This window comes from Streptomyces sp. TSRI0281, assembly GCF_001905125.1.
Taxonomy (GTDB): domain Bacteria; phylum Actinomycetota; class Actinomycetes; order Streptomycetales; family Streptomycetaceae; genus Streptomyces.
This window is the reverse complement of the sequence record NZ_LWLE01000034.1, coordinates 551563-573733: the sequence shown is the minus strand read 5'-3', so window position 1 is coordinate 573733 and position 22171 is coordinate 551563. Positions and strand designations below refer to the sequence as shown.

Annotated in this window: 18 protein-coding genes; 6 read left to right on the top strand and 12 right to left on the bottom strand. The window is 71.5% G+C overall.

Annotated features, from left to right (window positions below):
* Positions 1-193, top strand: a 193-nt coding sequence (locus tag A6A29_RS46120; RefSeq protein WP_206745379.1) for a hypothetical protein, incomplete at its 5' end; no start/stop codon positions are given.
* 198 nt (positions 194-391) lie between these two features.
* Here the strand turns inward: A6A29_RS46120 and A6A29_RS34660 are convergent.
* Positions 392-1399, bottom strand: coding sequence for a stage II sporulation protein M (locus tag A6A29_RS34660; RefSeq protein ID WP_073726462.1), 1008 nt, complete (start codon positions 1397-1399; stop codon positions 392-394).
* A gap of 117 nt (positions 1400-1516) precedes the next feature.
* Here A6A29_RS34660 and A6A29_RS34655 point away from each other — a divergent pair, with 117 nt between their 5' ends.
* Entirely contained in the window at positions 1517-2443 is a 927-nt protein-coding gene (locus A6A29_RS34655; RefSeq protein WP_073726460.1) for an RDD family protein, read from the top strand.
* 23 nt (positions 2444-2466) lie between these two features.
* Here A6A29_RS34655 and A6A29_RS34650 read toward each other — a convergent pair whose 3' ends face one another.
* The 8 genes from A6A29_RS34650 to A6A29_RS34615 all read right to left on the bottom strand — a co-directional run bounded on the left by A6A29_RS34650 (position 2467) and on the right by A6A29_RS34615 (position 11167).
* Positions 2467-3084, bottom strand: coding sequence for a hypothetical protein (locus A6A29_RS34650; RefSeq protein WP_073726458.1), 618 nt, complete (start codon positions 3082-3084; stop codon positions 2467-2469).
* A gap of 151 nt (positions 3085-3235) precedes the next feature.
* A complete protein-coding gene (gene ahcY, locus A6A29_RS34645) occupies positions 3236-4693 on the bottom strand; it encodes an adenosylhomocysteinase (protein ID WP_073726456.1) in 1458 nt (485 codons plus the stop codon).
* Positions 4694-4955: 262 nt separating this feature from the next.
* Positions 4956-5945, bottom strand: a complete 990-nt coding sequence (locus tag A6A29_RS34640; protein WP_073726454.1) for a cation diffusion facilitator family transporter — start codon at positions 5943-5945, stop codon at positions 4956-4958.
* Positions 5946-6032: 87 nt separating this feature from the next.
* On the bottom strand, positions 6033-7211 hold the full coding sequence (gene manA / locus A6A29_RS34635) for a mannose-6-phosphate isomerase, class I (protein ID WP_073726452.1): 1179 nt from the start codon (positions 7209-7211) through the stop codon (positions 6033-6035).
* 148 nt (positions 7212-7359) lie between these two features.
* Positions 7360-8496, bottom strand: coding sequence for an SIS domain-containing protein (locus tag A6A29_RS34630; protein WP_073726450.1), 1137 nt, complete (start codon positions 8494-8496; stop codon positions 7360-7362).
* 106 nt (positions 8497-8602) lie between these two features.
* Positions 8603-8785, bottom strand: coding sequence for a Trm112 family protein (locus A6A29_RS34625; protein ID WP_030927015.1), 183 nt, complete (start codon positions 8783-8785; stop codon positions 8603-8605).
* Positions 8786-9361: 576 nt separating this feature from the next.
* Entirely contained in the window at positions 9362-10732 is a 1371-nt protein-coding gene (locus A6A29_RS34620) for a phosphomannomutase/phosphoglucomutase (protein WP_073726448.1), read from the bottom strand.
* Between the two features lie 57 nt (positions 10733-10789).
* The gene (locus A6A29_RS34615) at positions 10790-11167 is read right to left on the bottom strand and encodes a DUF3499 domain-containing protein (protein WP_198953476.1); all 378 of its coding nucleotides are present in this window, start codon (positions 11165-11167) and stop codon (positions 10790-10792) included.
* Positions 11168-11488: 321 nt separating this feature from the next.
* Here A6A29_RS34615 and A6A29_RS34610 point away from each other — a divergent pair, with 321 nt between their 5' ends.
* Positions 11489-11917: a metallopeptidase family protein gene (locus A6A29_RS34610; protein ID WP_073726446.1), complete on the top strand. Its 429-nt coding sequence runs from the start codon at positions 11489-11491 to the stop codon at positions 11915-11917.
* 129 nt (positions 11918-12046) lie between these two features.
* Here the strand turns inward: A6A29_RS34610 and A6A29_RS34605 are convergent, their stop codons facing one another.
* The 3 genes from A6A29_RS34605 to A6A29_RS34595 all read right to left on the bottom strand — a co-directional run bounded on the left by A6A29_RS34605 (position 12047) and on the right by A6A29_RS34595 (position 18313).
* Positions 12047-13606, bottom strand: coding sequence for a DUF5719 family protein (locus A6A29_RS34605; RefSeq protein ID WP_073726444.1), 1560 nt, complete (start codon positions 13604-13606; stop codon positions 12047-12049).
* Positions 13603-17604 carry a glycosyltransferase gene (locus tag A6A29_RS34600; RefSeq protein WP_073726442.1) on the bottom strand — a complete coding sequence of 1334 codons (4002 nt, stop codon included), beginning with the start codon at positions 17602-17604 and terminating at the stop codon, positions 13603-13605. Before A6A29_RS34600 ends, A6A29_RS34605 begins: the two co-directional genes overlap by 4 nt.
* A gap of 445 nt (positions 17605-18049) precedes the next feature.
* Positions 18050-18313: a WhiB family transcriptional regulator gene (locus A6A29_RS34595; RefSeq protein ID WP_014046372.1), complete on the bottom strand. Its 264-nt coding sequence runs from the start codon at positions 18311-18313 to the stop codon at positions 18050-18052.
* A gap of 682 nt (positions 18314-18995) precedes the next feature.
* Here A6A29_RS34595 and A6A29_RS34585 point away from each other — a divergent pair.
* The 3 genes from A6A29_RS34585 to A6A29_RS34575 are packed head-to-tail and all read left to right on the top strand — an operon-like array spanning position 18996 to position 21785.
* A complete protein-coding gene (locus tag A6A29_RS34585) occupies positions 18996-19496 on the top strand; it encodes a cysteine dioxygenase (protein WP_073726440.1) in 501 nt (166 codons plus the stop codon).
* A 13-nt stretch (positions 19497-19509) separates the two neighbouring features.
* Positions 19510-20466, top strand: a complete 957-nt coding sequence (cofD, locus tag A6A29_RS34580) for a 2-phospho-L-lactate transferase (RefSeq protein WP_073726438.1) — start codon at positions 19510-19512, stop codon at positions 20464-20466.
* A complete protein-coding gene (locus tag A6A29_RS34575; protein ID WP_073726436.1) occupies positions 20463-21785 on the top strand; it encodes a coenzyme F420-0:L-glutamate ligase in 1323 nt (440 codons plus the stop codon). Before cofD ends, A6A29_RS34575 begins: the two co-directional genes overlap by 4 nt.
* The last annotated feature ends 386 nt before the right edge of the window (positions 21786-22171 follow it).

Genomic DNA, 22171 nt, shown 5'->3' with positions numbered 1-22171 from the left:
GCGGGTCAAGCAGTTTTCGCTTTCCAGTTCTTCGCTTTCGCGTTTCCCTTTCCGGCGGTTCCAACTTTACCAGACTCTTTTTCGTTCCGTTTCCGGTCCGAATTTGATTCCGGCGGCCTGTGGAGTGGCCTTTGCCTTTCGGCTGATTCGACCTTACCAGAAGCATTTGAGTCGAAAGAATCGACCGAAATGAGCTGGAAGATAAGAGAATCGATTGGCTCTGCGGGAATTGCATCCCCCGCCCAGAGCGAGATTGATATTAACTGCTGGGCCCGAACTTGTCCAGTTCGAGGCAACTGTTCAAATCTACCTCCCCACATCGGCCGTGTCAACGGTTTTTGTGGGCGAGGAGGACACTAGCAGGTCAGCGGGGTGGGCCGCACATCAGTGGTCAGGCTGCGAAAGGGAGCTCGGCGCTGCGTTCGACCGCTTCCAGGTCGCCCGTCTCGCCGGCGCGCGCGGCGCGGCCTCCGAGTAGGTAGACGTACGCCAGAAACGCCAGCTCAGCGACGATGCCGATAGTGATCCGGCCCCAGGTGGGGAGGCCGGACGGGGTGACGAAGCCTTCGATGACACCCGAGACGAAGAGGACCAGGGCCAGCCCGATGGCCATGCCGATGGCGGCGCGGCCCTGTTCGGCCAGAGCCGCACGGCGGGTGCGGGGGCCCGGGTCGATCACTGTCCAGCCGAGGCGGAGTCCGGTGCCCGCGGCCACGAAGACGGCGGTCAGTTCGAGAAGGCCGTGCGGGAGAACGAGGCCGAGGAAGGTGTCCAGACGGCCCGCGGACGACATCAGGCCGATGCCGACGCCGAGGTTCAGCACATTGAGGAAGAGGATCAGGATCACCGGTATACAGAGGAACGCCCCCAGAACCAGACACATGGCCGCGGCCTGGGCGTTGTTCGTCCATACCTGTGCGGCGAACGACGCGGCCGGGTGGCTGGAGTAGTACGTCTCGTACTCTCCTCCCGGGCGCGTCATGCTGCGCAGGTCGTCCGGGGCGGCGATCGCCGCCTGGACCTCCGGATGAGTACCGATCCACCAGCCGATGAGGGCGGCCAGGAGTGTGGAGAGCACCGTCGTGGGAATCCACCAGCGGCGCGAGCGATAGACAGCGGCGGGGAAACCCGCGGTGAGGAATCGGGCGGCGTCGCGCCAGGAAGCCTTGCGGGTGCCGGTCACCGTCGAACGGGCGCGTGCCACGAGCTGAGTGAGCCGGGCCATCAGCACGGGATCCGGGGCGCTGGACTGGATCAGGGAGAGATGGGTGGCCGTGCGCTGGTAGAGCGCGACGAGTTCGTCCGCCTCGGCGCCGGTCAGATGGCGCCCGCGGCGCAGGAGGTGGTCCAGACGGTCCCACTCCGTGCGGTGGGCGGTGACGAAGACGTCGAGGTCCATGGTCGGCTGTGGCTCCAGGCATGGGTGCGTACGGGTCCGTACAACTGCGGCGCTGCTGGTCAGCTTGGCAGACTGAGCCCCGGTGGGGCAGGGAAGGCGGACGAAGGGTGGGTGGCGATGAATGAGCTCGTGACCGGAGACGCGGTCGTTCTGGGGTTGCGGCCGGCGAGACTGCCGAGCCGGGCTCTGGCCTTGGCGATCGATCTCGCGGTCGTTGTCGCCGTATTCATCCTGGTATCCATCGGTTTGGGTATCGCCGCGGTCTCGTTGGACGAGGCAGCGGTCGCCGCGATCGGTGTAGCGGCCTTTCTTCTGGTGCTGGTGGGCGGGCCGGTCGCGGTGGAGACCCTCAGCCATGGCCGTTCGCTGGGCAAGCTGGCGTGCGGACTGAGAGTGGTCCGGGACGACGGTGGTCCGATCCGGTTCCGCCATGCCCTCGTCCGCGGGGCGATGGGGATGGTCGAGATTCTGATGACCTTCGGGGTCGTGGCCTGCCTCGCGTCCCTGATGTCCGCACGGGGACGGCGGCTCGGTGATGTGTTCGCGGGGACGCTCGTCGTGCGGGAACGGGTGCCGACGGGGCGCTCCGTCGTTGTTCCGCCACCTCCGCCCTGGCTCGTCGGCCGATTCGCCCAGCTGGATCTGTCAGCGGTGCCGGACGGTGTCTGGCTCGCGATACGGCAGTACCTGACCCGCATGCAGCAGCTCGACGCGGAGGTCGGCCGGTCGATCGCGGAGCGGCTGGCGGGTGAACTGGTGACGCTGACCGGGGTTCCGGCCCCGCACGGCGTTCCCGCGGCGGCGTATCTGGCCGCGGTCGTCGGCGAGCGGCAGGCACGGGACGCGCGCCGGGTGTTCAACGTCGCTCGGGCGTCCGCTCCCGCACCGGTTTCCGCTCCTGCACCGGCCATCGTTCCTGTGCCGACCGGCGTTCCTGTGCCGCCTGTGCCGCCTGTGCCGACCTCGGTCCCGCCGGCCTCCGCGGGTTTCGCGGACCAGGATGCTGCCGGGGTGTCCTCGACCGGGTTCGCGCCGCCCGGCTGAGGGCTGTCCCGTGGTCCGGACGTTCAGCGGGGCGCGGGCGACGGGGGCGTTTCGAGGTGTTCGAGTTCGATGCCCGGTGCCGCGAGGACCACGTCGCCGGCGAGGTGAACCGTGTGCTGCTCCCCCGTATCCAGGGCGCTGACCTGGTACTCGTCCACGGTCAGGGGTCCGTTGTCAGTGGCGTGCGCTTCACTGTTCAGCAGTGACCAGGACTGGTCGACGGTACGGGGGGCGAGGACCGGGTCCGTGAAGGTGACCACACGGACACGGGTCGCGGGGGAATCGGGGGTGAGGCGCAGAAGCCGGGTCAGGGCGACCAGGAATGCGGGGGAAGTGCCGGAGAAGGCGTGGGCGCGGACATTGCCTTCGGTGGCGTGAGTGCCGGTGGGGTCGGTACGGACCCAGGTGACGCCTTCGAGGGCGGCGCCTCGGACCTGCCAGCTCGCGGCGTGGAGTTCGAGGCGGATGGGGCGGCCGAGTTCATCGAGGGCGAGATCGACGGAGCCGAGGTGATCACCGGAGGGGGCGGTGGTCTGGGAGACGTAACGCCAGCCGGAGGGGCCGGGGGCGCAGTGGAAGTGTTCTTCTCCGAGGGGGGTGTGATCGTGAAGATCGTGGAGCGAATACCGGCCGCGGGGCATGGGGTCCTTCGGGTTCCTCGGGCTGTGCGGGTGCGGTACGGGGCAGGCCCCCGCCACGGGGGTGCGGGGGCCTGCGCTCGGACCTGCTGCTGAGGCTGCCGGGCCGCTCGGCGACCGTGGGTGAGGGCCCGCGGTCGCCGAGGGGGCTGGATCAGTAGCGGTAGTGGTCGGACTTGTACGGACCGTCGACGTCGACGCCGATGTAGGAGGCCTGCTCGGGACGCAGGGTCGTGAGCCTGACGCCGAGCGCCGCGAGGTGGAGGCGGGCGACCTTCTCGTCGAGGTGCTTGGGCAGCACGTAGACGTCGGTCGGGTACTCCTCGGGCTTGGTGAACAGCTCGATCTGGGCCAGGGTCTGGTCCGCGAACGAGTTGGACATCACGAACGAGGGGTGGCCGGTGGCGTTGCCCAGGTTCAGCAGGCGGCCCTCGGACAGCACGATGAGGACCTTGCCGTCGGGGAACGTCCAGGTGTGGACCTGCGGCTTGACCTCGTCCTTGACGACGCCGTCGATCTGCGCCAGGCCGGCCATGTCGATCTCGTTGTCGAAGTGGCCGATGTTCCCGACGATCGCCTGGTGCTTCATCTTGACCATGTCCGAGGCCATGATGATGTCCTTGTTGCCCGTCGTGGTGACGAAGATGTCCGCCTGCTCCACGACGTCGTCGAGGGTGGCCACCTGGTAGCCGTCCATCGCCGCCTGCAGCGCGCAGATCGGGTCGATCTCGGTGATGATCACGCGGGCGCCCTGTCCGCGCAGGGACTCCGCGCAGCCCTTGCCCACATCGCCGTAACCGCAGACGACGGCGGTCTTGCCGCCGATCAGGACGTCGGTGGCGCGGTTGATGCCGTCGATCAGCGAGTGGCGGCAGCCGTACTTGTTGTCGAACTTCGACTTGGTGACAGCGTCGTTGACGTTGATCGCCGGGAACAGGAGGGTGCCGTCGCGGTGCATCTCGTACAGCCGGTGCACACCGGTCGTGGTCTCCTCGGTGACACCGCGGATCTCGGACGCCAGCTGGGTCCACTTCTGCGGGGCCTCGCCGAGGGTGCGGTTCAGCAGGGTGAGGATGTAGGCGTACTCCTCACTGTCCGCGGTCGACGGGTCCGGGGCCGCGCCGGCCTTCTCGAACTCGACGCCCTTGTGGACCAGGAGCGTGGCGTCACCGCCGTCGTCCAGGATCATGTTCGGGCCGCCGGTGGGGGTGTTCGGCCAGGTCAGGGCCTGCTCCGTGCACCACCAGTACTCCTCCAGCGACTCGCCCTTCCAGGCGAAGACCGGGACGCCGGCGGGGGCGTCGGGGGTGCCGTTCGGGCCGACCGCGATGGCCGCTGCGGCGTGGTCCTGGGTGGAGAAGATGTTGCAGGAGGCCCAGCGGACCTCGGCGCCCAGGGCGACGAGGGTCTCGATGAGCACGGCCGTCTGCACCGTCATGTGCAGCGAGCCGGTGATCCGGGCACCGGCCAGCGGCTGGGTGGCGGCGTACTCCTTGCGGATCGACATCAGGCCGGGCATCTCGTGCTCGGCGAGGGTGATCTCCTTGCGGCCGAAGGCGGCGAGGGAGAGGTCGGCGACCTTGAAGTCCTGGCGGTTGGTGACCGTCGTCATAACGGGCTGCTCCTCGTGATGGGTCGAGGTGGGCTGGGGCGGCTCTGCGTCGGCCGGGCACAGGAATGCCCGAGCGTTCGGCAGTGCAGTCCGTCGGAGGCCCTCTGTCCCTCGGCCGGTCCGCAGTGGATGCGGACCGATCAACCGCCATCAGCAGCGACGTCTGTCTCTCCCACGAATCTACACCGAACGGCCCAGTGCGCCCCAGTCCGTTCAAGTGCGGGGGCGATCACCGGGCCGTCAGGGGCTGATCCTCAGTGGTTCAGTGGCCGGAATCCGCCGGGGCCGGACCGCCGCCGCCGCCGGGGGCCTTGCCCGGGTTGGTACCGGACGCCGCGGCGGCTTCGTTGAAGATGTCCGGCTCCAGGTAGATGACCCGGGCGATCGGGACGGCCTCGCGGATCCGGATCTCGGCGGCGTTGATGGCGTGGGCGACCTCGACCGCGGTGTCGTCGTGCTGGACCGCGATCTTGGCGGCGACCAGCAGTTCCTCGGGGCCGAGGTGGAGCGTACGCATGTGGATGATGCCGGTGACGGTGTCGCCGTCGACCACGGCGGCCTTGATCTTCTCGACCTCTTCGATGCCCGCGGACTCGCCGAGCAGCAGGGACTTCGTCTCGGCGGCGAGGACGATCGCGATGACGATCAGCAGGATGCCGATGCAGAGGGTGCCGATGCCGTCCCAGATGCCGTTGCCGGTGCCGAGGGCCAGGCCGACGCCGGCCAGGGCCAGGACCAGACCGACGAGCGCGCCGAGGTCCTCAAGGAGGACGACGGGGAGCTCGGGGGCCTTGGCCCGGCGGACGAACTCCGTCCAGGAGCGCGTCCCCCGGGTCTGGTTGGACTCCTTGATCGCCGTACGGAAGGAGAAGCTCTCGGCGATGATCGCGAAGATCAGCACGCCGACCGGCCAGTACCACGCCTCGATCCCGTGAGGGTGCTTGATCTTCTCGTAGCCCTCGTAGACCGCGAACATGCCACCGACCGAGAAGAGGACGATGGAGACGAGGAAGGCGTAGATGTAGCGCTCGCGCCCGTACCCGAAGGGGTGCTGGGGGGTGGCTTCGCGCTGGGCCTTCTTGCCGCCGAGCAGCAGCAGGCCCTGGTTGCCGGAGTCGGCGAGCGAGTGGACGCTCTCCGCGAGCATCGACGACGAGCCACTGAAGAGGAACGCCACGAATTTGGCCACTGCGATCGCGAGGTTGGCGGCTAGCGCTGCCACGATCGCCTTGGTTCCGCCTGACGCGCTCATGAGTGCGTGGTGTCCCTTCCTCGGTGCGCGGCACGGACGGCCGCGGTACGGCCGCACATTGTTGCAGTCGGTGGTGCGGACGGTGCGTCAGGCCACCACGGTGGCACGGAAGAGTGTCCCGGTTCCGGACGCTCGCACCGTTTCACCCGCCGGGACGAAGACCGACTCCCCGGGAGCGAGACCGAGGTCCCCGACCGTCGGGGCGCCTGCCGTGCAGAGCAGGATCTGCGGGGTGGTGACCGTCAGTTCGACGGGTGCGGCGCCTGCGGCGAGGTCGTAGCGCGACAGCCGGAACTCGTCGACGGGGGTCTCGTACGGCTCCTCGCCGGAGGGGGACGCCTCGGGGCGCAGTACGCCGGGGTCGGTTGCTTCGAAGCGGACGATGCGCAGGAGTTCGGGGACGTCGACGTGCTTGGGGGTGAGTCCGCAGCGCAGCACGTTGTCCGAGTTGGCCATGATCTCGACGCCGAGCCCATTGAGGTAGGCGTGCGGGACCCCCGCGCCGAGGAACAGGGCCTCGCCCGGCTGGAGCTGTACGTAGTTCAGGAGCATCGCCGCGATGACGCCCGGGTCGCCGGGGAAGTGGTGCGCTATCCGGGCGTACGGGGCGTGGGCGCCGCCGAGCCGGTCGCAGGCGGCCGCCGCCTCGGTGACGGTCTCCGCCATCTCCACCGGGTCGGCGGTGAGGATCGCCGTGAGGACCTCGCGCAGGGCCGCCTCTTCGGGACTGGCGCGGAGCAGGTCCACGTACGGCTTGAGGGCGTCGACCCCCAGTGACTCCATCGCGTCGGCCGCCTCGGTGGGCCTGCGGAAGCCGCACAGCCCGTCGAAGGGGGTGAGCGCGCAGAGCAGTTCGGGCTTGTGGTTGGCGTCCTTGTACGTGCGGTGGGGGGCGTCGATCGGGACGTTCCGGCTCTCCTCGTCGGCGTACCCCCTTCTGGCCTGTTCGAGGTCGGGGTGGACCTGAAGGGAGAGGGGGGCTCCTGCCGCGAGCAGCTTGAGCAGGAAGGGCAGGCGGGGGCCGAACTTGGCTACGGTGGCCGGTCCCAGTTCGCGTTCGGGGTCGGCCGCGATGACGTCGGTGAGGGGTGCGGTGGTGCCGGTGTCGGTACCGGTGGGGCGGGTGATGCGGGAAGGGGCTCCCGGGTGGGCGCCCATCCACATCTCGGCCTGCGGCTCGCCGGTGGGAGCGATGCCGAGCAGGGCGGGGATGGCCGTGGTGGAACCCCAGGCGTAGGGGCGCACGGTGTTGGACAGCCGGTCCATGGGATTCGTCCTCGGGAGATGCGCGGGTGCGGAGGGGTGGGAGAGGGAAGCGGGGGGTGTGGGGAGCGAGGTATGGGGGCTGGGTGTGGGGAGCGAGGTATGGGGCTGGGTGTGGAGGAGGCGGCGTGGGGGCCGGTCCGGGCGCGCGTCAGGGGCGGGGGGCCGCAGCCAGTGACAGGTAGACCGCGGCGAAGTCCGTGATGGCGAGAAGTTCGGCGAGGGCTTCGAGCGCGCCGCCCTCGTCCGGTTCGAGTTCGCTGATGGCCGTGTCGTGGCCGAGTGCCAGTTCGCGTGCCGCCGGGTAGGCGCTCAGGCCGCCCGTGGGCCGGTCCCGGAGCAGGACGACCCTGGCCCTCAGGGGTTCCCGCTCGCTGACGCGGTCACGGAAGAAGTCGTCGGGATCGGCCCCGGCGGCGAAGTCTCCGGCCAGTAGCGCCCCGTGCGAGGGCAGCGCCTCGGGAAGTTCGGCGGCGAGGGCCGGGCGGCCCGCGAGTTCGGACAGTACGGCGGCGAAACGGCGCCCGACGGGACCTGCGGCGTCGCCCTCCGTCCACACGAGCGGCAGCATGTCGGCGAGCTCGGCGGCGAGGGTCTTCGCCGGATTGCTGTACGTGGCGATGGCCGGGCCGCAGCGTTCGGCGGTGCGGTCCAGGCGGTCGGCCACCTTCTGCAGGTCCTCGGGTGGCGCGGTCACCAGCCCCACCCGGTCCAGCAGCGCCAGCAGCGGGGTGAGCAGCGCCCACAGGGTCCCCGGTCCGGCGGCCGAGGTCTCCGCGTCGTACTCGCCGTGCGGGGCGGCCGCCATCGGTACGGCGAGACCGTGGGCCCCGTCGACCGCTTCGCTCAGGGGGGAGCGGGTGGGGGCCACGGCGACCACGGTGCAGCCGCGGCGGTACGCCTGTTCGGCGAGCAGGGCGAGGCCCGGTTCGGAACCGTCGGCCGTGGCGATGAGCAGCAGATCCACGGATCCGGCCCAGCCGGGGAGCGTCCAGCGCAGGGCGCCGGCGGCAGGGGCGACGCCGGAGGGGTGGATCCGGGCGACAGGTGCGGCGGCCCCCGCCAGTGCGCCGATGAGGTCGGCGACACCGGACGCGGCGGTGCCGGGGACGGCGACGAGGACGGCGCGGGGCCGGCCCTCCGGGTTCAGGTTGCCGATGCCGGCCTCGGCGGCGTGCCGGGCAGCGGTACGGACGCGGGCACCGGCCTCGGCGGCGCCCCGGAGCAGACCGCGGCGGTCGGCTCGGGCCAGGTCTTCCGGGGCGTCGAGCAGCGACTCGTCGAGCATGGCGGTGGGCCTCCGATCACCGTGCGGGGTGCGGGGTGCGTGGTACGGGTGCGGGGTACGGCGGTTTTCGTCGCCCGCCCGCGCCGAGTACGCGCGTCGCTCGCTGTCAGGCGGGGCGGCGGGCCTCGTCGACGAGCAGGACCGGGATGCCGTCCCGTACCGGGTAGGCCAGGCCGCAGTCCGTGCCGGTGCAGACCAGCTCCGGGCTGTCGGCTGCCGACCGGTCGTCGAGCGGGGAGTGACAGGCCGGGCAGGCGAGGATCTCCAGAAGGCCGGCTTCGAGCGGCATGGGGTGGGTCCCTTCGAGCGTTCGAACAAGCGGTTCGGGTTCGCGTGGATCAGGCGTCGTCAGCCTACCGCTGGGGTGGCGGGGGCGCGGCCGGGGCGGGGGCGGAGGTGGGGGCGGCGCGGGTGGGGCGCCTGCGGCGGGCCTGTCCCCTACCCGCCCCTTCCCGAAACCGGGGCGCTGCCCCGGGCCCCGCTCCTCAAGCGCCGGAGGGGCTGGGGTTGGGGGCGGCGGCCCCCGGGGCCCCGGTGTCCTCAAACGCCGGACGGGCTGGGGATTCGGGGCGCTGTACCGGACCCCGCTCCTCAAACGCCGGAGGGGCTGAGGTTGGGGGCGGCCCCGGGTCCGGCTGTCCTCAAACGCCGGACGGGCTGGGATGGGGGCTGCGGCCCCGGGGCTCGGGAAAAGGATGCCCTCAAGCGCCGGGCGGGCTGAGGTTGGGCGGGGGCTAGGGACGGGCAGGGGCTGGGGCAGGGCCGGGCGGGCTGGGGGTGGGCGGGCAGGGGCCAGGGACGGACGGGGGCTGGGGTTGGGGCGGGGCGGGCTGGGTTTCCCGGCGGGGCCCGGGTTGGGGCGGGGCTAGCCGCGGACCACCGACAGGACCTCGTCTCGTACCGCCGTCATCGTTTCTTCGTCCCTTGCCTCGACGTTCAGGCGCAGGAGCGGTTCCGTGTTGGAGGCGCGGAGGTTGAACCACCAGTCGGTGGACGTTGCCGTGAGGCCGTCGAGTTCGTCGAACGTGACGTCGTCGCGGTTGCCGTAGGCCGCCCTGATCGCGGCCAGGCGGCCCTGCTGGTCATCGACCGTGGAGTTGATCTCGCCGGAGCCGGCGTACCGGTCGTACTGGGCGACCAGTTCGGAGAGCGGGCCCGGCTGGCCGCCCAGGGCGGCCAGGACGTGGAGGGCGGCGAGCATGCCCGTATCGGCGTTCCAGAAGTCCCGGAAGTAGTAGTGCGCGGAGTGCTCGCCGCCGAAGATCGCGCCGTGCTGGGCCATCTCCGCCTTGATGAAGGAGTGGCCCACCCGGGTACGGACGGGGGTTCCGCCGTTCTCGCGGATCACTTCCGGGACCGACCAGGAGGTGATCAGGTTGTGGATCACGGTGCCCCTGCCGCCGTTGCGGGCCAGTTCGCGGGCCGCTACCAGGGCCGTGATCGCGGACGGGGAGACACCCGCGCCGCGCTCGTCGACCACGAAGCAGCGGTCCGCGTCCCCGTCGAAGGCGAGGCCGAGGTCGGCGCCCTCGGCCAGGACGCGTGCCTGGAGGTCGACGATGTTCTTCGGGTCGAGGGGGTTGGCCTCGTGGTTCGGGAAGGTGCCGTCCAGTTCGAAGTACATGGGGACGAGGTCGAGCGGCAGGCCCGCGAAGACCGTCGGGACCGTGTGACCGCCCATGCCGTTGCCCGCGTCCACGACGACCTTCAGGGGCCTGATCCGGTCGAGTTCGACCAGGCCCAGCAGGTGTGCGGCGTAATCGGTCAGGGTGTCGCGTTCGGAGACCGTTCCGGGGGTGGTGGTCGCGGGGGTCTGCGGGGCCCCGTGTTCCGACCACTGTTCGACCAGGGTGCGGATCTCGGTCAGCCCGGTGTCCTGGCCGACAGGGGCGGCTCCGGCCCGGCACATCTTGATGCCGTTGTACCGCGCCGGGTTGTGCGAAGCCGTGAACATCGCCCCCGGCAGGTCCAGTGCCCCCGAGGCGTAGTACAGCTGGTCCGTCGAGCAGAGGCCGATCAGCGTGACGTCGGCGCCACGGGCCGTCGCGCCCCGGGCGAAAGCCCCGGCCAGGCCCGGCGACGACGGCCGCATGTCATGGCCGATCACGATCGCGTCCGCCGAAGTGACCTGGACGAACGCCGCACCGAACAGCTCGGCCAACGGCTCGTCCCACTGATCGGGCACCACTCCGCGCACGTCGTACGCCTTCACGAGCTGCGACAGATCAGCAACCACGGCCGGTCCTCCTGGGGGTTGGGGCGGAACGCCCAAACTACCCGGCGGGCCGATGCGTCAGGAGTCCGGGGAACGCAGCACGCGCAGGTGGCCGCGGCGTGCGACCTCGACCGGATCGGCGGAGCGCGGGCCCCGGCCCCCGCCGCCGGGTCCGCGGTCGGTCGGCCGGGCCGCTTCTCGTACGGCGTTGGCGAGCGCTTCGAGATCGTCGCCACTGGGTTGTGAGGGGGCGGAGCCGTCGGAGAGCCGCACCACCTCCCAGCCGCGTGGCGCGGTGAGCCGCTCACTGTGTTCGGCGCAGAGGTCGTAACAGTGGGGCTCGGCGTAGGTGGCGAGCGGGCCGAGGACCGCAGTCGAGTCGGCATAGACGTACGTCAGTGTCGCGACGGCAGGGCGGCCGCACGCGGTGCGCGAACAGCGACGTACAGGGCTCACGATGTTGGACGCTACCGCACTCTTGAGCGGGCTGCGACGACACCCCTTCAGGTCACCCCACCGTGTCGCGCCGTGACCTCGGGCACGGCGTACCTCCGGGTGACCGCCCTGACCTGGGCGGTGGCGGGAAAGCGCGTGCTGTGACCGGAAGCCTCCGTTCATCCCGGAGAACGGGAGCCGGCGTCGCGCGCGGGGCCGCCGGTCGGGTTCGGGGCCGGAAACGGGCTCAACCTTGGCCGGAATGTTCAACTGCGGACAGGTGGCCGGGCCGCGACACGATCACCGGCGGCGCACCCCGGTGAGGGCTACGCTGCGTCGGTGATGGACAGTCCCGTACCTCCCCACGCGTCCGAACCGCGACCCCGTCGTCGCGACCGTCATGGCCGCGGCATGCGCGGGCCCGTCGCCCCGCCCCAGGTCCCCCTGTCCGCCAGCCGGGGCGAGACGTTCCGCGATCTCGTCCAGGACTCCGTGGAGCGGCTGGAGCGCCGATGGCCGCAGCTGGCCGAGGTGGACTTCGTGGTCCTCGACGTACCCGGGACGCCGGAGGAGACCGTGCCGCTGGGCAGTGCGCTGTCCGCCTCCAAGGGGCAGCCCGCGCAGATCGTGGTCTACCGGCGCCCCGTCGAGATCCGTACCAAGAGCCGCGACGAACGTGCCCTGCTGGTGCACGAGGTCGTCGTGGAGCAGGTCGCGGAACTGCTAGGGCTGGCTCCCGAGTCGGTCGACCCCCGGTACGGGCAGGAGTGAGCCGCCCGTACCGGGGCCGGGAAAGCCGTCACGGGCGGAGCCCGGTGCCCGGTGCCCCGCCCGTGAATGTGTGAACGTGTGAATATGTGAACGTCCCCGCGCCCCAGAGCGTGTGAACGTCCGCGTGCCTCAGTCGGACAGGACCGACAGGTCCTGCTTCGCCGACGGAACGACCACCGTTCCCCTGTCGTCCGGCAGCGTCTGCACCGTGAACATCGCCACCCCGCCCTCAGGAAGGGCGAGCGTGCGGGCGGCGTGCACCGGACCGCCCGATTCCGTCTCGACCGTCAGCGCGTAGCCGCCCTTGAGCCCGGACGGCACCGGCGGGTCGACGGCGAGGGTCGTACCGCCCTTGACCGTGTACGTCTTGACGACCTGTTCGCCGCCCTCGCTGCCCGCCGAGGCGGTGACCTTCACCTTCGCCGTCGCACCCGGTGCGGACAGGGAGAGCGTCGAGCCCTTCGCCCGGTTGTCGGCGACGCTCGCCCGCTCGCCCACCGGGCCGGTCGCCGGGATGAAGGCGATCTCCTGCTTGGCGCCGGTGCCGCGCACCACACGCAACGCGGCCACGATCGGAGTGGCCCGGCTGCTCTGGACGGGCGTCAGCCGCAGGGACCCCGGCTCGTCCCGGGTCACGTCCTTCAGGTCGACGCTCGCGGTCATCCCCGACTTGATGTGCAGGGTGTCGTTCCCGGCCGGGGCGAACGCCGCGGTCTTGCCCAGCAGCTGCACCTTCACGTCCGCGTCGTCCTCGCCGGGGGCGAAGGCGACCAGCTGTACGGAGGTGGCGTCGGCCGGGATGCCGGGCATGACGAGGGTGCCCTTGGGGTCGGCGGCGGCCGCCAGCCAGTCGCTGCCCGCCTTGTCGTCCGCGACGCCGACGACCGCTCCGACCCGTCCGGTGCGGGTGGTGACATGGGCGGTCACACTGTCCGCGACCTCGCTGGTCAGGGTGGTGACCAGCATCGCGACGGTCGACCGCGGCGGGACCGTGATGCCCTCGCCGACATCGGACTTGAGCGCGCCCTCGGGGCCGTACAGCTCGATGTCGGCGACGGCGGCGCTGTCGTCCGGGTTGGTGAGGTGGATGTAGTCCTGCCGGGACTTCGCGGTGCTCACCGCGGGGAACCAGAAGTCCGTGTCCGGGGCGGTGCAGCTGACCCCCAGCACGCCCCGGGCGTCCCCGGCGGCGACCTTGGTGGTCTGCTGGGTGGTCCAGCCGGGGGCAGTCCGGCCGTGGGCGGTACCGACCAGGGCGGGTGCGTCGGAGTCCGATGCCTCGGCGGTGACCGGTTTGCCGGGCTCCTTGACGGTGACGACCGGCTTCTCGGCCTTCTCCTTCGCCTTCCTCGCGGCCTCTTCGGCCTTCTTGATCTTCTTCGGGTCCTTCTCGGCCGCCGCGTCGTCCCCGTCCGCCTCGTCGTCCACGAGCGGCACGGACGGCCTCAGTTCGGCGGTTCCCGCCCCGGCGGCACCCTTCCCCGCCGGGGTGAAGGACGTGTACAGCGTGTCCGCGAGATCGGAGCCGCTGGGCGCCGGGCAGAGCAGGCTGGAGCGTTCGACGGGCAGCCGGGACGCGGGCTTCGCCTCCGCCGCGTCCCCCTCGCCGGGCGCGGTGAGCGCGGCGAACCCGGTGACGGCGGCGAGGGCGACGGTGCCCGCGATGAGGGACAGATGGGTGGACTTCACTCGGACTCGCCTCGCGATGCGTTACCGGTCTGCCACGGGGCCTGGCCCGGGGCCGGGTTGTCGACGTGCTCGTTGTACTGGCTGGGGTCGTTGTACTGGCCGGGATCGGGGTACTGGCCGGGATCGGGGTACTGGCCGGGGTCGCTGTACTGGTTGTGGCCCGTGTTGTCGGGGTACTGGGGGTGGCCGGTGTGCCCGTTGGGGTCGGCCTGCTCCTGGTACGCCTGCGGCTGCTCCGCGTACGGGACCTGGCCCTGGCCCTGACCCTGCCCCTGACCCTCGTACTGCGGGTAGGCCGTGTTCTGCTGCTGGTAAGGGTCGTACTCGGCGTTCTGCTGTTGCTGGTACGGGTCGGCCTGGTACGGGTACTGCGGGTAGTCGGCGCCCTGGTACTGCTGCTGTTGCTGCGCGTCCCACTCCCCGTACTGCTGCTGCGGCGGCACGGGCGCGTAGCTCCCGGTGTCCCCCTGCTGGGCGTAGGCGGCCTGCCCGTCCGGGGACGTGGCGTACGGGTCAGCGGCGTACGGGTCGGCGGTCTGCTGCGCGGGGATGTACTCCCCTGGCGCACCCGGCATCCCCGGCGCACCCGGCGCATCGGGCGCGCCCGGCGTCGCGGGCAGACCCGGCGCCTCCGGTTCCACCGTCACAGCCTGACCGTCCGGGCCGACCGGGCCCATCCCGGCGTCCTGACCGGTCTCCGCCGTCTCCGCCTCGGCCTCCGCGACCGCGCGCAGCCTGCGGGCGCGGCGTCCCTCGCCCTCGATCGGCTCCGCCGCGACGGCGACGGCTTCCTCGGGCAGGTCGTCGTCGATCTCCCGGCGGCGGCCCGGCAGGGCGAGGACCACCAGGACGACGGCGAGCGCCGCCTGCGCCCAGATCCACGCGGTGTGCGTGATCGGGGTGTCGTACGTGAGGTCCAGCCGGCCGCCGTCGGCGGGGAGCTCGAAGCCCTGGGCCCAGCCGTCGACGGTCTTGCGGGTCAGCGGCTTCCCGTCGAGCGTGGCCTGCCAGCCGGGGTCGGCCGCGTCGGCGATCCGCAGCACGCGTCCCGCGCCGCCCGAGGGGATCTCGGAGTGCGCCTCCACGGCGAGCGACCCGACGGGCAGCCGCTCGCCCTCGCCGGACGGGACGATCATGACCCGGGCGACCTGACGGTCCACGCGCCACAGGGCGCTGCCGTCCAGCTGGCTGAGCCGGCTCAGGCCCGGGGTCGAGTCGAGCACCCTGCTCATCTGCCGCGGCGCCCCGTCCCGTACGAGGACGTAGCGGATCGCGAAGCCGCTCAGCTGGCCGCCCTGGTCGGCGCCGGAGCCAGCGACGAGATTGGCGACGACCTTGTCGAGGTGGCTGTTGCCGTCGCCCGACTCCGTCAGCTCGGCGTCGCCGAGCCGGGCGCCCGAGCCGCGGGCCAGGGTGTAGTCGACGGATTCCGGCGACGTACCGCCGAGCACCAGGGTGCGCGGCTGGTCGCGGGTGGTGCTCTCCTCGGCGACGAACGCGGGCACCTGCACCGGGTCGCGCCGCTCCAGGGGGCCGTCGGCGCCGCCGATCATCCAGCCGAAGGCGGCCAGTACGGGGGCCGCGGCGGCGGCCAGCGCGATCAGGGCGGCGACGGGCTGGCGCCAGCCGAAGCTGAGCTCGGCGACCCGCACCCGGGCGCCGTCGGCGCCGAGGAGGGCGGCGGCGATCAGCGCGATGCCGTAGACGAGGGTGGCCGGTCCGGCCCAGCTGGAACCGTTGGTGATCCCCGCGACGAGCAGGGCGACGAGCGCCACGGCCCAGGCGGTACGGATCGCGAACTGCCGCTCCCCGCGCAGCAGCGCGGCCAGCGCCGCCAGCACGATGCCCAGCAGCAGGACGCCGCCCGCGGCCTTGGGGCCGCCGGGGCTGATCCCGAGCAGGTCGAGCGCGGAGGCCGTGCCCGGACCGATGTCCAGGCCCGCCTCCTTCAGGAAGCCGGAGGGGCTGGTCAGCAGGGACAGGGACCAGGGGGCGAGGATCAGCAGCGGGGTGCCGATCGCGGCGAGGAAGCGGAGCCCGTACGCCGTGATGTCGTTCCGGCGCAGGGCCAGCACTCCGAGGCCGAGGACCGCGGCGAGCGGCCAGACGACGGGCGTGAACGCCATGGTGAAGGTGAGCAGCAGGGCGTAGGCCCAGGTGGCCCGCCAGCTGCCGCGCGGTGTGCCGGTTCCGGATCCCGTTCCGGGGGCCGCGCGCAGTCCGTGTGCGGCGACGGCCGCGCGGGCGACGAGCGGGAGCAGGACGGCCAGTACGGCGGTGCCGAGGCGGCCGGTCGCCAGCGCTCCGGTCGCGGCGGGCAGGAAGGCGTACGCGATGCTCGCCCAGGCCCGCAGGAGCCGTGATTCGAGCAGCGGCCGGGAGGCGAAGTACGCGGTGAGGCCGGCGAGCGGCACCGAGCAGACCAGCAGCAGGGTGAGCGCGAAGCCGGTGGACCCGAGGAACAGTGCGGACAGGGCGGAGATCAGGGCCAGGTACGGCGGTGCGCCCTGGGTCCCGCCGGTACCGATCGGGTGCCAGCCGTCCGCGTACCGTCCCCAGAGTTCGGAGACGTCACCGGGTGCGGGCAGCAGTGCGCCGCCGGCCAGTGCCCCGCCGCTCAGCAGGCTTCGGCAGGCGATGAGCGAGACGAGGAGGAGCAGGGCGAAGAGCACGGGGCCCGGTTTGCGGCCGACCCGCTTGAGCCGGGCGAACTGGTCGACCTCCATGAAGTCGGCGTCGTCCCCGCCCGGTCCCGATTCGACGGCGCCGTGCCGTGAACCGCCGGAGTCGGCGTCGGAGCCACCGCCGAAGTTGCCCGCGACCTGTTCGACGGTGGCGCGGACGGTGGCGCCGGGCGGCGGGAAGAGCGAGCGCAGTTCGGCGGGGTCCGTCCCGCCCTTGCCGCGGCTTCGGCGGGCGGCGATGATCCGGCCGGGCCGCAGCAGGGTGCCGAAGAGTCCGGCGACCTCGTCGAGTGCCTGGCCGGGCACCTTGCCGACCAGGTAGGCGAGGGTACGCAGCAGGGTGCCGACGACGAGCCTGAGCAGGACCCAGGGCAGCGCCTTGCCCGCGGCGTTGACGAGCATCGTGTAGACCGCGCCCGCCTTGTCGACGCGGTGCGGGCTGGAGACGGAGCGGCCCGCGCAGTCGATGGGGCGGCGTTCCCTGGCGGATGCCTCGGCATGCCGCAGGACGGCGTCGGGTGCGACGAGCACCCGGTGTCCCGCCATGTGGGCGCGCCAGCAGAGGTCCACGTCGTCGCGCATCAGCGGGAGCCTGCGGTCGAAGCCGCCGAGCTCCTCCCACACGTCGCGGCGGATCAGCATGCCCGCGGAGGAGACGGAGAGCACGGTGCGGACCTGGTCGTGCTGGCCCTGGTCCTGCTCGCGGCGGTCCAGGCCGGTCCAGCGGCGCCCGCTGTTGGCGATGGAGACGCCGACTTCGAGGAGCTGCTTGCGGTCGTACCAGCCGCGCAGTTTGGGTCCGACGATCGCGGCGTGCCGGTCGGTGTCGACGACGCGCAGCATCGCGGCGAGCGCGTCGGGCTCGGGTGCGCAGTCGTCGTGCAGCAGCCAGAGCCACTGGACCGGTTCGCCGTGCGGCAGTTCCGGCAGGTCGTAGGCGTCGTCCCGCCAGGTCCGGGTGACCGGGTCCCAGCCGCTGGGGCGCTTGAGGTAGGGCAGGTCGTCGGGGGTGAGGACGCCGGCCGTACGGGCCGCCTCGTCGACGGCGGTACCGAAGCTCGTACGGCGCGCGAGGTGCAGGACGCGTTCGTCGCCGAGCGCCGCGGTGACCAGCCGGGCGGAGTCGTCGGCGCTGCCGGTGTCGGCGGCGACGACGTTCTGTACGGGGCGTTCCTGCCCGAGCAGCCCGGCGAGCGCGTCGGGCAGCCAGCGTGCGCCGTCGTGGGAGACGAGCACGGCGGTGACGACATGCCGGGGGAACTCTGGGGCGGCGGCGGCCGCGTTCGGCGCCGCCGAGTGGCTGTGCACGGACATCGAGGTACGGGCCCTCCGGCCGGGTGCCGGGGGGCGTCCCCCCGGGGGCTGCATCGGTGTACACGCGCGCCCCGGCGGGGCGTTGGCGCGTCTCGGACGGGGCCCCACACTAACGGTACGGGTGGGTGGGGGCGGCGCCGAGCAGTGGAACGGGGGCGGACATACCGATGGCCCGCCGCCCGGACCCTGCGGGAGGGTCCGGGGGACGGGCCATCGGCACGGCCGGGGTTGAGCGGTGAGGATGCGGCGTCGGGCGGTGGTTCGGAGCCCGGCCGTCCTGAACGCTCGCGTGGTCGGCCCGCCCGAACGGTCCGCCGGGGTGGGGGCGTCCGGTCAGTGCGTCCGGTGGATGCGTCCCCGCTAGGCGCGTCCGGTGAGCGCGTCCAGTAGGCGCGTCCGGTGAGCGCGTCCGGTGAGTGGTCAACTCACCGGATCGGTCGCGACCTCAGATGGCGGCCTTCTTGAGGCGCCTTCGCTCCCGCTCGGAAAGTCCGCCCCAGATACCGAAACGTTCGTCATTGGCAAGGGCGTACTCAAGGCATTCCGAACGGACTTCACAGGCGAGACAGACCTTCTTGGCCTCGCGGGTGGATCCGCCCTTCTCGGGAAAGAAGGACTCGGGATCGGTCTGGGCGCACAGTGCGCGCTCCTGCCAGCCGAGTTCCTCGTCCGCGTCCTCGACCAGCAGTTGCTGGAACAGCTCGGTCATGTGCGCCCCTCGTCTGTCTCTTGCGTCCCGTGATGCGGCCGTTACTGATTGCGGCCGAACGACACGAGTGAAATTACAAGTGTGTAGCTCCGGGCCAGTCAAGCGAGGATCTGCTATTGGCCCAGGTATTCACTCTGCGGAACCAAGCCTATGCAGAAAGTGTTGAAATCACCAAAAACCTGACATGTGCCACAGGCCCTGTCGCGCGCCTCCTCATCAGGTGAGACGAACAGGACGTCCTTGATGTTGCGATTCGATCACTGAAGCGATCAAGATCACAGTCAGGTCACGAGATCTCAACGGCGTTTGAGAGTGCGGTTGATGCGCCACATCTCCGCCAGGGCAGGTGCACAAACCTTTCTCCACCCCTACTAACCGGAAGAGGTGAAACATTGTCCCCCAAACCGGTCAATGGGTTGACAGAGGGCGATCGAGCCGGTCTCCTTGACTTCATGCCAGCGACCGCAGCGATGTACGCCACCCACGTCCGTGGGTTCCGCACCGCTGTCCAGGCCCGCTGTTGCTGTTCCAGCTGTCACAGCTGTTGATGCCGTAGCGCTCCAGCTCTGATCCAGCACTTCTCTCACCCTCTTCCATTCTTCCCGACGGCTCTCCGAAGCCGTCCCCCGCGCATCGCGACTCCCTGCACGTGAACCCCCCATGCCGAGGAACCACCGCAGCCATGAACAGCGACAGCGACCTTCAGATCGCCGGCGACATCCTTGAGGTCCAGCACCTTCTTCAGCCGGCCCGCGAACACCCCTCCACCGTGGCCGAGTTCGCCGGACTCGCCCGTTCCCTCGCCGCCGACCGCGCGCAGTGGGCACCGCTCGTCCGCTTCGATACGTCCAGCCGCTGGTACCACCGGCTGCGCACGGCTCCCGGCTACGAGGTGTGGTTGCTCAGCTGGGTTCCCGGCCAGGGCAGCGGGCGCCACGACCATGGCCCGTCCTCCGGCGTACTGACCGTCCTGGAAGGCGAGTTGACTGAGCACACCGACCGGGGAACCCGGGTTCTGGGCGCCGGTGCGCAGCGGGTCTTCGCCTCCGGCTACGTCCACGAAGCGGTCAACGACTCGCTCGAACCGGCCGTAAGTCTGCACATCTACTACCCGGGTCTGACCGAGATGCCGATGCACGCCGCCCAATGCGCCCCGGCGGCCGTGAATGTCGTACCCGCCTGACAAACTGCCCTGCATGCGCATTGTGGTTCTGGCCGGTGGTATCGGTGGTGCTCGTTTTCTGCGTGGCCTCAAGCAGGCCGCGCCCGACGCGGACATCACGGTGATCGGCAACACGGGTGATGACATCCATCTGTTCGGGCTGAAGGTATGTCCCGACCTCGACACCGTCATGTACACCCTCGGCGGTGGCATCAACGAGGAGCAGGGCTGGGGGCGTACCGACGAGAGCTTCCAGGTCAAGGAGGAGCTCGCGGCGTACGGCGTGGGACCCGAATGGTTCGGGCTCGGCGACCGTGACTTCGCGACCCATATCGTCCGTACACAGATGCTGGGCGCGGGCTATCCGCTGAGCGCGGTCACCGAGGCGCTCTGCGCCCGCTGGCAGCCGGGGGTACGGCTGCTGCCGATGTCCGACGACCGGGTCGAGACGCATGTGGCGGTCGACGTGGACGGCGAGACCAAGGCGATCCACTTCCAGGAGTACTGGGTCAAGCTGCGTGCATCGGTGGAGGCGCAGGCGATCGTGCCGGTCGGCGCGGATCAGGCGAAACCGGCGCCCGGCGTGCTGGAGGCCATCGCTTCCGCCGATGTCATCGTCTTCCCGCCGTCCAACCCCGTGGTGTCGGTGGGGACGATCCTGGCGGTGCCCGGGATCCGGGAAGCGATCGCCGAGGCCGGAGTGCCGGTCGTCGGCCTCTCCCCCATCGTCGGGGACGCTCCCGTGCGGGGGATGGCGGACAAGGTACTGGCCGCGGTGGGCGTCGAGTCGACGGCCGCGGCGGTGGCCCAGCACTACGGTTCGGGGCTGCTGGACGGCTGGCTGGTCGACACGGTGGACGCCGGAGCGGTCGACGAGGTCGAGGCGGCGGGAATCCGCTGCCGTGCGGTGCCGCTGATGATGACGGACGTGGACGCGGCGGCCGAGATGGCCCGCCAGGCGCTGGCGCTGGCCGAGGAGGTACGGGCATGAGCGGGACCGGCGCCGACGCGCCCTCCTTCCGGGTGTGGGCGCTGCCCGGGATGCCCGAGGTGCGGGCGGGGGACGACCTCGCGAAGCTGATCACCGCCGTGGAGCCCGGTCTGGTGGACGGCGACGTCCTGCTCGTCACCTCGAAGATCGTCTCCAAGGCGGAGGGCCGCATCGTCGAGGCCGCGGACCGGGAGGCGGCGATCGACGCCGAGACGGTACGGGTGGTGGCGCGGCGCGGCACGCTGCGGATCGTGGAGAACCGGCAGGGGCTGGTCATGGCCGCCGCCGGGGTCGATGCCTCGAACACACCCGCCGGGACCGTCCTGCTGCTGCCCGAGGACCCCGACGCCTCGGCACGGGCGATCCGGGACGGGCTGCGCGACACGCTCGGGGTGGAGATCGGGGTCGTCGTCACGGACACCTTCGGACGGCCCTGGCGCACCGGACTGACCGATGTCGCGATCGGGGCGTCCGGGGTCCGGGTGCTGGACGATCTGCGGGGCGGGACGGACGCGTACGGCAATCCCCTCAGCGCCACGGTCGTCGCGACCGCGGACGAGCTGGCCGCAGCCGGTGACCTGGTCAAGGGCAAAGCGGCGGGGCTGCCCGTCGCGGTGGTGCGGGGGCTCCCGCATGTGGTGGTCGGGTCCGGTGACACGGATCAGGGGGCCCGCGCCCTGGTGCGGGGCGCGGCCGACGACATGTTCCGGCTCGGGACGTCGGAGGCGGTGCGCGAGGCGGTGGGCCTGCGGCGTACGGTGCGCGAGTTCACGGACGATCCGGTGGATCCGGGGGCGGTACGGCGTGCCGTGGCCGCGGCGGTGACGGCTCCGGCGCCGCACCATACGACGCCGTGGCGGTTCGTCCTGCTGGAGTCGCCCGAGTCGCGGACCCGGCTGCTCGACGCGATGCGGGACGCCTGGATCGCGGATCTGCGGCGCGACGGCAGGAGCGAGGAGTCGATCGCGAAGCGGGTGCGGCGGGGCGATGTCCTGCGCAACGCGCCGTATCTGGCGGTGCCGTGCCTGGTGATGGACGGCTCCCACACGTACGGGGACGAGCGCCGGGACACCGCGGAGCGCGAGATGTTCGTGGTCGCCGCGGGAGCCGGCGTACAGAACTTCCTGGTGGCGCTGGCGGGTGAGCGGCTCGGCTCGGCGTGGGTGTCCTCGACGATGTTCTGCCGGGATGTGGTGCGGGAGGTGCTGGAGCTGCCGGAGTCCTGGGATCCGTTGGGGGCGGTGGCGGTGGGGCGCGCGGCGGGGGCGGCGCGGGAGCGGGGGGTTCGGGACGTGGAGGGGTTTGTTGCCGTGCGGTGAGTCTGGCGGGGGTGGGGGGTGCCGTGGGGGTGTGCCGCTGCGCGGGCTGGTCCCCTACCCGCCCCTTCCCGAAACCGGGGCTCCGCCCCGGGCCCCGGTCATGCTCTGCCCTCAAGCGCCGGGCGGGCTGGAATCGGGGCTCCGCCCCCGGCCCCGCTCACGCTCTGCCCTCAAGCGCCGGGCCGACTGGCATCGGGGCTCCGCCCCCGGACCGCTCACGCTCTGCCCTCAAACGCCGGGCCGGCTGGAATCAGGGGTCCGCCCCCGGCCCCGGTCATGCTGTGCCCTCAAGCGCCGGGCCGGCTGGAATCGGGGCTCCGCCCCCGGCCCCGCTCCTCAAGCGCCGGAGAGGCTGAAAAGCTGCCCTCAAACGCCGGGCGGGCTGA